The 15152-nt window shown below is 39.3% G+C and carries 9 protein-coding genes, 3 rRNA genes and 2 pseudogenes; 9 read left to right on the forward strand and 5 right to left on the reverse strand.

Annotated features, from left to right (window positions below; all coding sequences use genetic code 11):
• The first annotated feature begins 129 nt into the window (after positions 1–129).
• From DTL3_RS04345 to DTL3_RS04350, 3 genes and pseudogenes are all read left to right on the forward strand, one after another.
• On the forward strand, positions 130–819 hold the full coding sequence (locus DTL3_RS04345; protein ID WP_045087683.1) for a DUF554 domain-containing protein: 690 nt from the start codon (positions 130–132) through the stop codon (positions 817–819).
• Positions 820–1061: 242 nt separating this feature from the next.
• Positions 1062–1331 (forward strand): annotated as a pseudogene (locus DTL3_RS09895) (RRXRR domain-containing protein); the annotation flags it as partial.
• A 208-nt stretch (positions 1332–1539) separates the two neighbouring features.
• Positions 1540–2328 (forward strand): flavodoxin domain-containing protein, encoded by a 789-nt coding sequence (locus DTL3_RS04350; RefSeq protein ID WP_045087684.1) that lies wholly within the window; start codon positions 1540–1542, stop codon positions 2326–2328.
• Positions 2329–2452: 124 nt separating this feature from the next.
• Here the strand turns inward: DTL3_RS04350 and DTL3_RS09900 are convergent, their stop codons facing one another.
• From DTL3_RS09900 to DTL3_RS04370, 4 genes and pseudogenes are all read right to left on the reverse strand, one after another.
• Positions 2453–3472, reverse strand: coding sequence for a tyrosine-protein phosphatase (locus DTL3_RS09900; RefSeq protein WP_045088611.1), 1020 nt, complete (start codon positions 3470–3472; stop codon positions 2453–2455).
• A pseudogene (locus tag DTL3_RS09905) lies at positions 3458–4387 on the reverse strand (SAM hydrolase/SAM-dependent halogenase family protein); the annotation flags it as partial. The gene DTL3_RS09900 and the pseudogene DTL3_RS09905, both read right to left, overlap by 15 nt.
• A gap of 30 nt (positions 4388–4417) precedes the next feature.
• On the reverse strand, positions 4418–5044 hold the full coding sequence (locus tag DTL3_RS04365) for a ribonuclease H1 domain-containing protein (protein WP_045087685.1): 627 nt from the start codon (positions 5042–5044) through the stop codon (positions 4418–4420).
• A 32-nt stretch (positions 5045–5076) separates the two neighbouring features.
• Positions 5077–6561, reverse strand: a complete 1485-nt coding sequence (locus DTL3_RS04370; protein ID WP_045087686.1) for a 5'-nucleotidase C-terminal domain-containing protein — start codon at positions 6559–6561, stop codon at positions 5077–5079.
• 733 nt (positions 6562–7294) lie between these two features.
• On the opposite strand from DTL3_RS04370, the gene DTL3_RS04375 reads away from it, so the two are divergent.
• The 4 genes from DTL3_RS04375 (at position 7295) to DTL3_RS04390 (ending at position 12838) form a co-directional block, all read left to right on the forward strand.
• Positions 7295–8806 (forward strand): 16S ribosomal RNA (locus DTL3_RS04375).
• A 127-nt stretch (positions 8807–8933) separates the two neighbouring features.
• Positions 8934–11859, forward strand: a 23S ribosomal RNA gene (locus DTL3_RS04380).
• Positions 11860–11901: 42 nt separating this feature from the next.
• Positions 11902–12014, forward strand: a 5S ribosomal RNA gene (gene rrf, locus DTL3_RS04385).
• The 16S, 23S and 5S rRNA genes sit together here, the layout of an rRNA operon.
• Before the next feature lie 287 nt (positions 12015–12301).
• Complete coding sequence (locus DTL3_RS04390) at positions 12302–12838, forward strand: GNAT family N-acetyltransferase (RefSeq protein ID WP_045087687.1); 537 nt, start codon at positions 12302–12304, stop codon at positions 12836–12838.
• Here DTL3_RS04390 and DTL3_RS04395 read toward each other — a convergent pair.
• Positions 12831–13538, reverse strand: coding sequence for an aspartate/glutamate racemase family protein (locus DTL3_RS04395; RefSeq protein ID WP_269446389.1), 708 nt, complete (start codon positions 13536–13538; stop codon positions 12831–12833). The genes DTL3_RS04390 and DTL3_RS04395 overlap by 8 nt on opposite strands.
• Before the next feature lie 574 nt (positions 13539–14112).
• Here DTL3_RS04395 and DTL3_RS04400 point away from each other — a divergent pair.
• Positions 14113–14529, forward strand: coding sequence for a secondary thiamine-phosphate synthase enzyme YjbQ (locus DTL3_RS04400; RefSeq protein WP_045087689.1), 417 nt, complete (start codon positions 14113–14115; stop codon positions 14527–14529).
• 30 nt (positions 14530–14559) lie between these two features.
• Entirely contained in the window at positions 14560–15135 is a 576-nt protein-coding gene (locus tag DTL3_RS04405; RefSeq protein ID WP_045087690.1) for a nitroreductase family protein, read from the forward strand.
• The last annotated feature ends 17 nt before the right edge of the window (positions 15136–15152 follow it).

A 15152-nucleotide genomic window follows, 5' to 3' on the forward strand; every position in this document is an offset into this window, starting at 1 on the left:
GATTAACTAATGTAGTAAGAAATGACTTATTTTTGATATAATTATTTTTAATTGGTTGTTTGTAAAGAGACTATTTAAAAGGTCTCAAAATATTGTAAGAAAGATAAATTTAACTGTTGGGGGAGACATATGCTTAATATTGCTGTTATTGTTAATACTTTGGCGGTACTTTTAGGATCTGTATTAGGAACTTTTATTGGTAATAAACTTCCAGAAAATATTCGAAAGATCCTTTTTTCAGCCGTTGGATTAACTACTTTGATAATTGGAGTTGATATGGGGTTAGAGGCGAGTAATTTAATAGTGGTTCTTGTATCTTTGGCTTTAGGGGGGGTTATCGGAGAATTATTAAAAATAGAACAAGGTCTTGGAAAATTAGCTAATTTAGTTGAAAATTCAGAGGGCGAAACACCTTTTGTTAAAGGCTTTATAACAGCCACTGTGTTGTTTGTTATTGGACCTATGACCATAATAGGCTGTTTAAATGCAGGCCTGGTAGGAGATAATTCTATTATCTTTTTAAAATCAGTGTTAGACGGTATTTCAGCGATGGTTTTAGCATCAGCTTATGGTACTGGGGTTATTTTTTCTACCCTCAGTGTTTATTTAATACAAGGATTAATAGTTAGTTTAGCAGGTATGTTGTCTTTTCTTTCTAATCCATATTATTTAAATGATTTTACAGCAGTAGGCGGGGCAATGGTGATAGCTGTTGGTATAAGATTACTAGAAATAAAGGATATAAAAGTTGGAAACTTTCTCCCTTCTTTAATTATTGTGGTGCTAATTAATTATATTCTAACCTTTTTTGTGTTATAGATTAAATAAAGTCAATTACCCACCGCCCCTAGAGGCGGGGGCTTGTAGAAATACAAGCTCGGTTGATTAGCCTATGTCATTAGTTTTTGCTAATGATTAGTTATAGCAGAATATATAGTCACCGTGGGATGCTCCACAAGTCCCATGCTCTGAGGGTAATGGTTAAACATCTCTGAGGGGTAGGAGAAGTGCTGTTACCATTAAACCTGCTATAACATTGGCGATGTGGACCTACTAAAAGGCATGGCAAAGTTAGACGTCTCTTAAAACAACAGCTTGCTAAAGTAGTTAAAGTTAAACCTTTCACTATTCAGCTATTATATGAAACTACTAGCTATACACAAAATATCACACTTGGTATAGATAGTGGTTATAACTACATAGGTTTCTCTGCTGTCACAGAAAAAGAGGAATTAATATGTGGTGAAGTTAAACGAAGAAATGATATATCTGAAACTTTTATGTTTAAAATAGAGACTTTAGAAGCGGAGATTTTTGAAAAAAGCTTTTGAAATTATAGTGGGTCTAAGGCGGAGCCCTTTCCCTTCTTCTTTGCTACACGTAGCGAAAAAATAAAGAAATTCAGAGTTAGTAAGAAAGAGTTATATGTGTATTTTTATAAAAGTTAACTTAAAATATATATAAAATCCAAGTTTTATAATCTCTAAAGAGGGTAAATTTGAGAGTTGTGAAGGATATAATAAAAATGGGGTGGAAATAGTGAATGAGGAAGTACTAATTATTGAAGAGTCTATATTTAATGATCAAACTAAAAGGTTAGCAAAAGCTATGGCAAATCAACTTGATTGTCGGTGTGTCACAACAAATGAGGCTAAATCACTTAATGTAGATGATTATAAGGTAGTTGGATTTGGTTCAGGAATTTACTTTGGTATGCACCATCCAAAAATTATTGAATTTGTAAATCAACTTCCCGTAAAAGATCAAAAATCATTTATCTTCTCTACTCACGGAAGCCCCATATTAGGTAAATATCATGATGCTTTACGTCTCGCCTTGATCCAAAGAGGGCGAACTGTTATTGGAGAATTTGATACAGTTGGATATGACGGAACAGGGCCTTTTATGATCTTTGGAGGTGGACATAAGGGACGTCCTCATGAAGGTGATTGTAAACGTGCAAAGCAGTTTGTTCGAAAGCTTTTACCAGAGTATGATATTACCGATTTATATCTTACCAAGCTTGAGAAAAAGAATAAGATTACTGAAGGACATCCAAATGTATACAAAATAGATTCTGTTATTTTGGTTGGAGATAAAGTAACAGTAAATCAGAATAGATGTATTGGATGTGGCGTGTGTACCGAAAAGTGTCCGTTGTCTGTGTTTGATATATCTGATGGTAAAGCTATACCTAATAGGGAACTTGACTGTGTTTTTTGTCAAAAATGCCTAACTTTCTGCAATTATCGTGCAATTACGCTTCATGGTAGTAACTATGATTATATTAGAGTAGCTATAAGACATAGAAAAAAGTTTGGGCTTTAATTTAAATTATATGTTGTTTAAAATGATGAAAATAATAGTTTTTTATTTTTTGTAATATTAATCAAACAAACAAAAAACAAGCCCTCGTTTATGAGGGCTTGTTGGAATTTAAGATAAAGTGTTTCTATTTAAGTTTTTCTTGAAGTTGTGCAATTTGTTCTTGGGTTAACCCTACTTTTTCTGTAAGGTATTTCATAGCAACTTGTTTTATGTTTGAGTCATCAACAGGTTTTCCATTGTTTATTTCTTTGAATAGATCTGCTATTATTTTTTCGATTGCGTCATAAGCTGGGGTACCCGGTTTTACATGGAAGTAGTTTTCATAAGATTTGACATAATCTTTGTAAATTTCTTCAACAGAGGCGTCCATAATCGCTTCAAGTAATGCAACTGTAATTCCAGCCCTGTCTTTTCCTTCGACACAATGTATTAAATAAGGGGGTTCTTTTTCTATCATAAACAACAGCCCTTCTCTTAACTTGTTAGCAAAATCTTCACTCATTGGATCGACTCCCATGTTTAAAGCAATTAAATTCCCTTTTTCATAGATTGATCTATAGTAATCAGAATATTGTAGATTGTTTAGTAGTTCTTCTTGAGAGTCCGATAAATTGATAACGGTTCTTATGCCTGCTTTTTTCATCAATTGACTAGCATAAGATGAACGTGGATCATCAATAGATGGATGAGAAGATCTGTACAGTTTTCCCTTTCCTATCTTTCCAACAGTTACTTCACGGAAGTTTGCGAATACTTCGTCGCTTTCATAATCTTGCCTATTATTAGTTTTTACCAGATGGCGAATTTCTAGTTCTGATTTGTAGGCACCTTTTTTTAGTAGTTGAATGGTCACAGGATCTCCAACTTCTAAGCTATAAGTTTCACCAAAATTTCCATAATTGATAGCTAATGTTAAATAATTATCAGATATTCTTATTAACGGTTTTCCTCTGTCAACATCACCATAAGTGGTCACAAAAGGAGCTTGAATGAGATGATCGTTGACTTTTATTACTACAATGTCACCAACTTCAAATCCTTCTTTAGTTAGAGCGTCTGCAGGTATATCAGTTCTTACGTTTCCATATTTATCAATTTGGCTTACAGTTCCTGAAACTTCTGACAGTATTTTTGTTAATTTGATTGTCCATTCTGGGCCAGAATAAACACCGTAGACTTCAGAAAAATTATCCATGTTTATAGCGACAGATACATTTAGCAGACTATTGTAATATATCAAGGTGTCTCCTTCAGGAACATCTCCAAAACTATTGACAAATGGCATTTCTCCTTCAAAGACTAAATTATTATCTTCAAAGATTTCTACATAAAATAGATCTCCAAACTGTGGATTTAACATTTCAAAGAGTTCGTCTGGAATATTAGACCATACGTTTCCATATTGGATGTCTAATACTGGAATATTTCCCATAACCGTATTACCTTCGATAGTAGGTTTCTGGTAAGGTATTGTGACTATGTCGCCTTCTAGTACAGGTCCTACATCTTCGAATTTGATTTGCCCAGAAGCTAATCTTGCCCCAACATACGCAAAAATATCTCTTCCATGGAAAGTATATGATTTTTCAGAACCAGGTAATCTTTGTTTTTCTACATCTATTATTCTTACCTCTTCAATTCCCATATCTTCGGCTACTAGACTGAATAATCCATTATCGGGTCCTACTAAGTAGTAACCCGTCTTTGTTTTTAAGACGATTGGATTTCTTTCGGTACCAACCCCAGGATCTACAACACAAACAAAGACCGTGTTTGTAGGCCAGTATTCAACTGTTTGTTTGAGACGATAAGCGCCTTCCCAAACACTAAATGCAGGGATATCATGAGTTACATCAAACATTCTTAAATCAGGATCAACTCCAAATGCTACCCCTTTCATTGCAGAAACGGCTCCATCTTTTAAACCAAAATCAGTTAAAAAGAGTAAGGCATTTGGACGCCCAGCGGCGAACAACATACTTAGTGTTGATAAAATCACCAACAAAGCAACAATAACTTTTGTAAAACTTGAGTTTTTAGAACCTTGACATTGTAACATGTAATGCACCCCCTTATATAATGATGATATTTACTGTAAATACTTGGTAATCAAATCTTTGAAGTTTTTCTCAGTTAGTGCTTTTTTTGCAAGTTTATCAGCCAATTCATTATAATAATCACCAGAATGTGATTTAATCCATACAAATTGTATATTTAATAACTTACTAAATATATCATAACAATTTTTGTAGGCTATCGTTATTTTTTTGTTTGCCTTCCAGTCTGCTTTTGCCCATTTTTCTAGTCCTATATAATCATGATTTATTATTAGTCTTTGATATTTATTAGTTTGTGTATATTCCATAGCATAAATAGCTGCACTTATTTCTCCTGCAACGTTTCTGCTCTTTGCATATTCGGGATTGTTTCCTGCAAAGCTATAAGTTTTGTTATCTTCGTTTTCAAGAAGCACAACCCCACTACCATAGATTTTAGAAGTGGAGTCGTAACTGCCGTCCACATAAGAAATTAAGGTTCTTGCTGGGTATTTTTTACTAGAATTACTACCTGTTAAGTAGTTTATAGCGTCTTCTTTTGATTTAAAACTTTTAAATTCAGAGTTTGGAAAGCCATAAACTTGATCTTTGCATTCTTCCCATGTTTCAAAAATGCCCGTTTTTCGTCCTTTTTTAACTGCATAATACTTTTTTTGCATTTTTAACCTCAAAATTAATTTGTTTTGTATACCTAGTCTATATTTATTATATTTTTTTCATGAGGGTATTGTTCAATGGTTCCCAAATACATAATATATTCTGCTAATGCATCTGCATCTGTAAATCCAGTATCGTACCCTGGCTTACCTTTTAACATAATGTATCCATCGCCACCTGAAGCAAGGTAGTTATTAGTAACCATCTTATATGTTTTATTTAAATCAAGTTTTTCTCCATTTATTTTAACTTCAACTGGTTTTTCATCCTTAACTTCAACTGTCAAACCTGCAAAAACAGGGGTTCCTCCACCACCAGTAACTACGGCATAATTTAAAAGTTCAAGTATATCTTCGCCAGTAAGTTCTAGTATATATAATGTATTTCCAAAAGGAAGTACCGTTAAAACATCCCTATATGTTATTTCACCGGGATCAATTGGTGCTCTAATTCCGCCACTGTTCATTAAGGCAAAATCAGCTCCGCTTTTCCATACCATACTATCTGCGATCAACCTTCCAAGATCTCCTTCAAAGCTATTTTTTTGAAGGAAAACTTTTGTTTCACCGATAACCTCATTAAGCGCTTGACCGCCTAATTGATAAAACATATCAGCAAACATTTTTATGAAAGGATCTTCTGGAATGTCAGCTGTAATTGGGATCAAACTTCCTTTCCAGTTGATGATTACGCCTTCATCTACCCAAAGATCTATCCTTCCTAAATACTGTGAATTTCCGCCAGCTTGAGCTATAATTACATCATTAATAACAACGGGAGGATCGAGTTTTGTATGAGTATGTCCATCTATTATTACATCAATTCCATCGACAGCTTGGGCAAGTTCGTTTGATGTTGTGTATTCTACAGGAAGTATAGTTTTTCCATGTGGATAATATCCTAAATGTGAAAGAACAACAACTACATCAGCTTTTTCACGAACAATAGGCAAATATTTTTCTAAAGTTTCTTTTGAATTGTAAAAAACTATTCCATCTTTACTTAGATGTAGTGGTTCTAAAACAGTTGTTTGTTCTGTTGCTAACCCTATTATTCCTACCCTTAAGTTTCCGTAATCCTTTATTATATATGGTTCAAAGATAGGACCGCCATTTTTTTCGTCTATCACATTTGCCGCTACGAACGGAAATTTTCCTATTTTCTGTTGCATTTTAATTATTTCAAGTGGATTGTCAAACTCATGATTTCCTAGTGTCATGGCGTCTAAACCCATGTAATTTAAAATCAAAAAATCCGGAACCGCTTTAAGTTGATCTGATTCAGGTATTCCTGTGTTTGCATCGCCGGCATGTAAGAATAATACATGTCCACCTTCATTATATACCTCTTTCCGTGTTTGATTAACAATGTAAGATATTCTTGCGAAACCTCCACCTTTATTCGTGCCCCATACATGAGCATGAGTGTCGTTTATATGAAAGATTACTAAGTGAACAGGTTGAGCAAAAATGGTTAAAACGCAGAATAAAACAAGAAAGATAGTTAAAAGTTTTTTCATGGGTCTGTTTCCTCCTTTGAATATTTTTATTTCTAAAGCCAATTGATCTTTTTAAATTGCCTCGGTATCTCCTACCGAAGAAGGTTAGGGGACTTCGCCCCAAACCCACTCTAGATTAAAAAATTGGGTAAAGTTAAGATATATAAGATATAATTGTAAAAGAAAGATGTAAGAGGGATTTTTTTGTAACCATTAAAATTAAAAAAACTAATAGATATTTCAATTAATATTATAACATTTATAGTTTAAAGAATTAGTACAAGTACTGAAATAGAAAAGAAGGATTTCTAAAAATGGAATTTTTAATTTATAACGGGTCAAGGGCGTAGCCCTCTTCCTTTCTTAGTACAAGTACTGAAAATTTTAAAAGAATTAATGAGGATTAGAAGTAGGAAAGCATTTTGAGATAAAATCAAACCAAAAAAATAAAAATCATAAGAATTTTGGGATTTTTAAAGCAGGGATTAATCAATAAAAAGTAAGAAGGATAAGCATTAATCAACAGAGGGAAGAGATGAATTAACAGTAAATTATATATAACTTCACAAAAAAGCAATTGACAAGACAGATAGAAATATGATAAGATATAGAACGTTGAGGGAAACATAGGATGAAAGAGAAATGGAAAAGAAATAAAAAAGGACGAACAAACAAATGTGGTAAGGCCGCATATTAGATTTTTGCGGAAAAAAGTAGAGATCATTGAAAAGTAGATAGAGGGAAAAGAAGAGTTAGGATGAAGGGTTTGATCCTGGCTCAGGGTTAACGCTGGCGGCGTGCCTAACACATGCAAGTCGAACGGTTCTAAGCGCGAGCTTAGGATAGTGGCGAACGGGTGAGTAAAAGGTAGGAATCTACCCCTTGGACGGAGATAGCTACTGGAAACGGTAGGTAAACTTCGATAAGCCCGAGAGGGGAAAGTGGTGAGACAGCCGAGGGATGAGCCTACTCTCCATCAGGTAGTTGGTGAGATAAAAGCTTACCAAGCCGATGACGGATAACCGGTGTGAGAGCATGAACGGTCACAAGGGCACTGAGAGACGGGCCCTACTCCTACGGGAGGCAGCAGTGGGGAATCTTGGACAATGGGCGAAAGCCTGATCCAGCGACGCCGCGTGGAGGAAGAAGTCCTTCGGGATGTAAACTTCTGAACTAGCCGAATAAAAGGCCTGTGGACACACAGGAGAAGAAAGTAGGCTAGGAAAAGTCCCGGCTAACTACGTGCCAGCAGCCGCGGTAAGACGTAGGGGGCAAGCGTTACCCGGAATTACTGGGCGTAAAGGGGGCGTAGGCGGTAAAAGAAGTCATCTGTGAAAACCTATTGCTCAACGATAGGCTAGCGGATGAAACTGAATTACTTGAGGGCACCAGAGGTAGACGGAATTACCCGAGTAGGGGTGAAATCCGCAGATACGGGTAGGAACGCCGGTGGAGAAGTCGGTCTACTGGGGTGCACCAGACGCTGAGGCCCGAAAGCTAGGGGAGCAAACCGGATTAGATACCCGGGTAGTCCTAGCCGTAAACGATGCTCACTAGGTGTAGGGAGTGATAAACTCTCTGTGCTGAAGCGAACGCGCTAAGTGAGCCGCCTGGGGAGTACGTCCGCAAGGATGAAACTCAAAGGAATTGACGGGGGTCCGCACAAGCGGTGGAGCATGTGGTTTAATTCGATGGTAACCGAAGAACCTTACCAGGGATTGACATGTAACTGAAGGTAGAGAAATCTACTGGCCTGCTGCAAAGCGGGAGGTTACACAGGTGGTGCACGGCCGTCGTCAGCTCGTGCCGTGAGGTGTTGGGTTAAGTCCCGCAACGAGCGCAACCCCTACGATTAGTTACTAACGCGGAAAGGCGAGGACTCTAATCGGACTGCCGCCGACGAGGCGGAGGAAGGAGGGGATGACGTCAGGTAAGCGTGCCCCTTATACTCTGGGCGACACACGTGCTACAATGGAGGGGACAAAGGGAAGCGAAGCCGAGAGGTGGAGCGGATCCTAAAAAAACTCTCCGAAATACGGATTGTAGGCTGCAACCCGCCTACATGAAGTCGGAATCGCTAGTAATCGCAGGTCAGCCAAACTGCGGTGAATACGTTCCCGGGCCTTGTACACACCGCCCGTCACGCCACCCGAGTTGGGAACACCTGAAGGCAGTACGGGAGGTACTGTTGAAGGTGGGCTTGGCGAGGGGGGCGAAGTCGTAACAAGGTAGGTGTACCGGAAGGTGCGCCTGGATCACCTCCTTTCTAAGGAGATATATACACAAATAAAAATAATTTTTGTTTAACTCCCTCTATCTACTTTTGAGTGATTTATCTTTGTTCATTAAAACGCAGAATAAAAACGATTGTTCATTGACAAGTGCATAGGTTAGTCCAAAGTAATAAGGGCATACGGTGGATGCCTAGCCAGCTAGAGGCGAAGAAGGACGTGGCCAGCTGCGAAAAGCTGCGGGGAGCTGCAAGCGAGCAAAGATCCGCAGATATCCGAATGGGGAAACCTGCCGAAAGGCATCCTGAAAAGGAAGCGAAACTGGGGAAGGGAAACATCTTAGTACCCAGGCGAAAAGAAATCAAACGAGATTCCCTAAGTAGTGGCGAGCGAAAGGGGAAGAGCCCAAACACATACGATGGAAAAGCGGACAGGCGTTGTCGTATGTGGGTAGAGGGATCCAGCTACCCGACTGTCCGATAGGGGGCTGAGGAAATAAGGTAAGTGGAAAGGATTGGGAAATCCTACCGAAGAGGGTGAAAGTCCCGTACACGTAAACTTATGACACAGCTGCTGGAATCCCAAGTAGCGTGGGACACGAGAAATCCCGCGTGAATCCGGGTGGACCTCCATCCAAGGCTAAATACTCTAGCAGAGCGATAGAGGATAAGTACCGTGAGGGAAAGGTGAAAAGCACCCCGGGAGGGGAGTGAAAGAGAACCTGAAACCGTATGCCTACAGGAAGCGGGAGCGGAAGTGACCGCGTTCCTTTTGATTAATGAGCCTGCGAGTTATGTTTAATGGCGAGGTTAAGCCGGAGAAGGTGAAGCCGCAGGGAAACCGAGTATGAATAGTGCGAAAGTCATTAGACATAGACCCGAAGCCAGGTGAGCTACCCATGCGCAGGGTGAAGCTTGGGTAAAACCAAGTGGAGGCCCGAACTGGTGGATAGTGAAAAATTCTCAGATGACGTGTGGGTAGGAGTGAAAAGCTAAACGAACCTGGAGATAGCTGGTTCTCCCCGAAACGTGTGTAGGCACGGCCTCTGTAGAAGAAAGTTAAGGAGGTAGAGCACTGGATGGCGTAGGGGGGTGACCTCTGAAACCAACCAAACTCCGAATGCCTTAACTGGATGACAGGGAGAAAGACTGTGGGGTATAAGCTTCATGGTCGAGAGGGAAAAAGCCCAGACCGACAGCTAAGGTTCCGAAGAAGTGGCTAAGTGGGAAAGGAAGTGGACCTCTTGAGACAGTCGGGAGGTTGGCTTAGAAGCAGCCAACCTTTAAAGAGTGCGTAACAGCTCACCGATAGAAGGGGACTGCGCCGAAAATGAAACGGAGCTAAAGCCACACACCGAAGCTACGGTATAACCGAAAGGTTATAGGTAGGGGAGCGTTGTGCGATAGGGAGAAGGGTGATTGAGAAGTCATCTGGACGAAGCACAAGAGAGAATGCAGGCATGAGTAACGAGATGGGAGTGAGAATCTCCCACCCCTAAAGTCTAAGGGTACCTGGGGAAGGGTCGTCCGCCCAGGGTAAGCCGGGACCTAAGGTGAACTCGAAAGAGGTAACCGATGGACAACGGGTAAAGAATCCCGTGCCTGTATATAACGAGTTACAAGGGGTGACACAGGAGGTGAAGCTGCCGAGATTAAGTTGCAAGTCTTCCAAGCGACGATGCCTGAGAAGCCGGTAGGGAAAACCGCCGGTGGAGGAGGAGTCGTGATGGGGAGGCCGTAAGGCCAACGGTGGCTAATCAAACTGTCGAGAAAAGCCTCGTGTAGCGTATGAGTTATATACAGCCCGTTCTGCAAACCGACACAGGTAGACTGGCTTAGAAGGCTAAGGGGAGCGGAATAACCTTCGTTAAGGAACTAGGCAAAAAGGCCCCGTAACTTCGGGAGAAGGGGTGGACTGTGCTGGTGGAAACGCTGGTACAGAGCCGCAGTGACAAGTCCCTAGCGACTGTTTACCAAAAACACAGGTCTCTGCGAACACGGAAGTGGACGTATAGGGACTGACGCCTGCCCAGTGCCGGAAGGTTAAGGGGAGGGGTGAAAGCTCCGAACTGAAGCCCCGGTAAACGGCGGCCGTAACTATAACGGTCCTAAGGTAGCGAAATTCCTTGTCGGGTAAGTTCCGACCTGCATGAATGGCGTAACGACTGGGGAGCTGTCTTAACGAAGGATCCGGTGAAATTACAGTCTCGGTGAAGATGCCGAGGACCCGCAGCTAGACGGAAAGACCCCGTGGAGTTTTACTGTAACCTGACATTGTAATCTATCGCTGTATGTACAGGATAGGCGGGAGGCTGAGAACCCTGGTCGCCAGGCTAGGGGGAGCCGGCAGTGGGATACCGCCCTTACAGTGGTGGGTTACTAACGGAGTAAAGTGAAGAGCTTGATCCGGACAGTGTTAGGCGGGCAGTTTAACTGGGGCGGTTGCCTCCTAAAAGGTAACGGAGGTGCTCGAAGGTAGGCTCAAGTGGGTTGGTAATCCACTGAAGAGTGCAAAGGCAAAAGCCTGCCTGACTGAGAGACTGACAGGTCGAACAGGAGGGAAACCTGGACTTAGTGACCCGGCGGTTCTGAGAGGAAGGGCCGTCGATCAACGGATAAAAGTTACCCCGGGGATAACAGGCTAATCACGCCCGAGAGTTCACATCGACGGCGTGGATTGGCACCTCGATGTCGGCTCATCGCAACCTGGGGCTGAAGTCGGTCCCAAGGGTTGGGCTGTTCGCCCATTAAAGCGGTACGTGAGCTGGGTTCAGAACGTCGTAAGACAGTTCGGTCCCTATCTGCTGCGGGCGCAGGAAGCTTGAAGGGGGTTGCTCCTAGTACGAGAGGACCGGAGTGAGTATGTCACTGGTGAATCAGCTGTCATGCAAGTGGCAAAAGCTGAGTAGCCAACACATATAACCGATAACCGCTGAAAGCATCTAAGCGGGAAACGGGCCCTAAGAAGAGGCTTCCCACTCTTGAAAAAGAGGTAAGGGCAGTTCGAGAAGAGGACATAGATAGGCCGCAAGTGTAAGTGTCGAGAGGCATTGAGCTGAGCGGTACTAATAGCCCGAGGCTTTGGACGGAACCTATGCACTTATGAGTGAACAAAAATGAAAAGAATAATGGGGGGTGAAGATAACGGTACGGGACACACCCAGCTCCATTCCGAACCTGACGGTTAAGCCGTATCGTGCCGATGGTAGTACGGTAAAACGTGCGAGAGTAGGTATTGCCCCCCTTTCAATTTTAGATATGCGATGTTGAACGTAACTTTTTTCATACCATATTTCCCCATATGTCCCACCCCTTTAAATAGAAATACCGCGTTTTCATAACGCGGTATTTTTTTTGCTATTTCGTTCGTTTTTATTTTTGTGTGTTATAATAATTAATATAAATTTTGTAAGTACCAAATTAGAAATAAAGGTATTTTAGAAATATTATTTTTAGATTTATAATGGGTCAAGGGCGAAGCCCTCACTCATTTCTTGGCACAAGTACTAAATTATAAACGAGGGATTAAGTATGAAAATATGTAAATTAAAAAACGGAAAAGAATTGGTAATAAGGAAAGCAGTACGAGAAGATGCTTCTAAGATAATCGATTTTACAAAAACTGTATTTGGAGAAACAACTTATTTGACACGTACTCCAGAGGAGTTTCTAATTACTGTTGAAGAGGAAGAAAAATTTATAGAAGAAACAAACAAAAAGAATAACTGCATTTTTTTAGTTGCAGAAGTTGATAATGAAATTGTTGGGACCTTAACTTTTAGTGCATCTAGTTCACATCGAACAAGACATATAGGTGAATTTGGGATGTCTGTTAAAAAGGCATATTGGGGTTTAGGTATCGGATCAAACTTGTTAGCTTACCTTATTGATTGGGCTAGAGAGACAGGGGTAATTAGAAAAATTAATTTAAAAATGAGAGAGGATAATGTTAGAGCCCGTGCGTTGTATGAAAAATTTGGTTTTAAAACAGAAGGGATAATTACCCGATATTTTTATATTGAGGGAAAATTTTACAATGTAATAGAAATGGGTTTGGAAGTCAACTAAATAATCCTTTTAACCAAAAATCAATACAACCATCTGCTAGAGCTTCTAGACTTGAAATCATAAGGTCTGTTGGCAGGTTAGCTTCTTTGTATGCGAGGGGGAGTTCAGTACATCCGGCAATTATTGGGACATTTTTTTCTTTCCATAACTTTTTTAGTAACGGTTCTAGCCTTTTTCCACTTTCTTTTATGTTTCCAGCTTTTACCAAATCAACGGCTTTTTGAATATCTTCTAGTAATTTCCAATCTGGATAAAATAGTATATAATCTTCTTTTCTTGCATATTTACCGTATAAATTTGTTTTTCTAGTTGACAATGTAGAAATTATCCATGCACCATTTGGAGAAATCCTTTTGGCTTTGATAATTGTTTGTTCTATTATGTGTATAAAAGGAGTATTAAGTTCATCAATAAAAGTGTCAATAAAATAGTGAGCTGCGTTACATGGTACAGCTAAAAAGTCTGCACCCCATTTTTTTAAAGTGTATAAGCCTTCTTTTAAATATGGAGTAGGGTTTTCTCCATTTTCAAATAATGCTTTGTTTCGATCTGGTATTTGAGGATTCATAAGAAGAAAGATCTTTGGATATTCTTGATCACAATTAGCGGGATATTTTGTTATTAAAATATTCAAAAATTCAACTGTAGCTGCTGGTCCCATTCCGCCTAAAACACCTAAAATTTTTTGAGTTTGATTAATTAAATAATTTGTCGTAGATCGTCACCTCAATTTTTAAATGTAAATTGAGAAATAAAAGGCCATTTAATATTTGGATTTAATGAATTTTTGACTTGATTTTCTATTAATTTTATGATATTCTCTATAAAAAGATTACCTTATATTTAATCTTTTGTCAAGTATTATTAACGTTAAAAGATTGAGATTTTAATCATAAAACTAAAATCATGATTAAACCATGAGACGCCCATATAGGTCGTCTCTACAAAGGTCAAAACCATGAGACACCCATGTAGGTCGTCTCTACAAAGGTCAAAACCTTGAGACGCCATGTAGGTTGTCTCTACAAAGGTCAAAACCATGAGACGCCCATATAGGTCGTCTCTACAAAGGTCAACACCATGAGACACCCAGTAGGTCGTCTCTACAAAGGTCAAAACCTTGAGACGCCATGTAGGTTGTCTCTACAAAGGTCAAAACCATGAGACGCCCATATAGGTCGTCTCTACAAAGGTCAAAACCATGAGACGCCCATGTAGGTCGTCTCTACAAAAATTCATAAATGATTTTAACTACGATTAAAGGAGGTTTAATAGTGAAATCATATAGAAAAGAACTTTGGTTTAATACTGAAAAAAGAAGAGAGTTTATAAACATAACGCCTCTTGTAGAAGAATGTTTAAGAGAAAGTGGGATAAAGGATGGCTTACTGTTATGTAATGCTATGCATATTACTGCAAGTGTGTTTATTAACGATGATGAAAGAGGGTTACTGCAAGATTTTGAAAATTTTTTAGAAAAACTTGCTCCAGAAAAGCCTTATAGTCAATATAGGCATAACACTTTAGAAGATAACGCTGATGCACACTTAAAAAGGACAATTATGGGTAGAGAGGTTGTTGTTGCAGTTACTGATGGAAGATTAGATTTTGGCCCCTGGGAACAGATATTTTATGGAGAATTTGATGGAAAGAGGAATAAAAGAGTATTAGTAAAAATAATAGGTGAATAAAAATCAAAAAACAGGAGGTTGATCTTTAGGATGGATATAAGAGAAATTATCAAGCAAAGAAGAACTATTAGAAGGTTTAAACAAGATCCTGTTCCTCAAGAGATTCTAATAGATTTGGTTGATTGCGCAAGATTAGCTCCTAGTGCCTCAAATATGCAGCCACTTGAATATGTAGTAGTGTCTAAGAAAGAAATTTGTGATAAGATTTTTGAAAATTTATCTTGGGCTGGATATATTGCTCCAAAAGGCACACCAAAAGATGATGAAAAGCCTACTGCCTATATTGTTATATTGGTAAATAAAGCACGATCTACAAAGTGGATCGGTCATGATATTGGTGCTGCTTTTGAAAACATACTGTTAGCAGCATGGGGATTAGGTATAGGTAGCTGTGTTATTGGGTCAGCAAACAGAAAAAATATTAGAGAAATACTGGATATTCCTTTTGAGTATGAAATTGATACTGTTATAGCTTTAGGTTATAAGGCCCATGAATCGTTCGTTGAGGATAACGACGAGACAGTTAGATATTATTTAGATGAAGAGGGTAACTACCATGTTCCTAAAAGGCCTTTAGAAAAAATCATTCATTTTGATGCTTTCTAATTTTTTGTTTTGAAGGT

It is taken from the genome of Defluviitoga tunisiensis, from assembly GCF_000953715.1.
GTDB lineage: Bacteria > Thermotogota > Thermotogae > Petrotogales > Petrotogaceae > Defluviitoga > Defluviitoga tunisiensis.

Coding starts and splice junctions, on each gene's coding strand:
- DTL3_RS04345 (WP_045087683.1), top strand. CDS start 130: ATGCTTAATATTGCTGTTATTGTTAATACTTTGGCGGTACTTTTAGGA.
- DTL3_RS04365 (WP_045087685.1), bottom strand. CDS start 5,044: ATGCAAAAAAAGTATTATGCAGTTAAAAAAGGACGAAAAACGGGCATT.
- DTL3_RS04370 (WP_045087686.1), bottom strand. CDS start 6,561: ATGAAAAAACTTTTAACTATCTTTCTTGTTTTATTCTGCGTTTTAACC.
- DTL3_RS04390 (WP_045087687.1), top strand. CDS start 12,302: ATGAAAATATGTAAATTAAAAAACGGAAAAGAATTGGTAATAAGGAAA.
- DTL3_RS04405 (WP_045087690.1), top strand. CDS start 14,560: ATGGATATAAGAGAAATTATCAAGCAAAGAAGAACTATTAGAAGGTTT.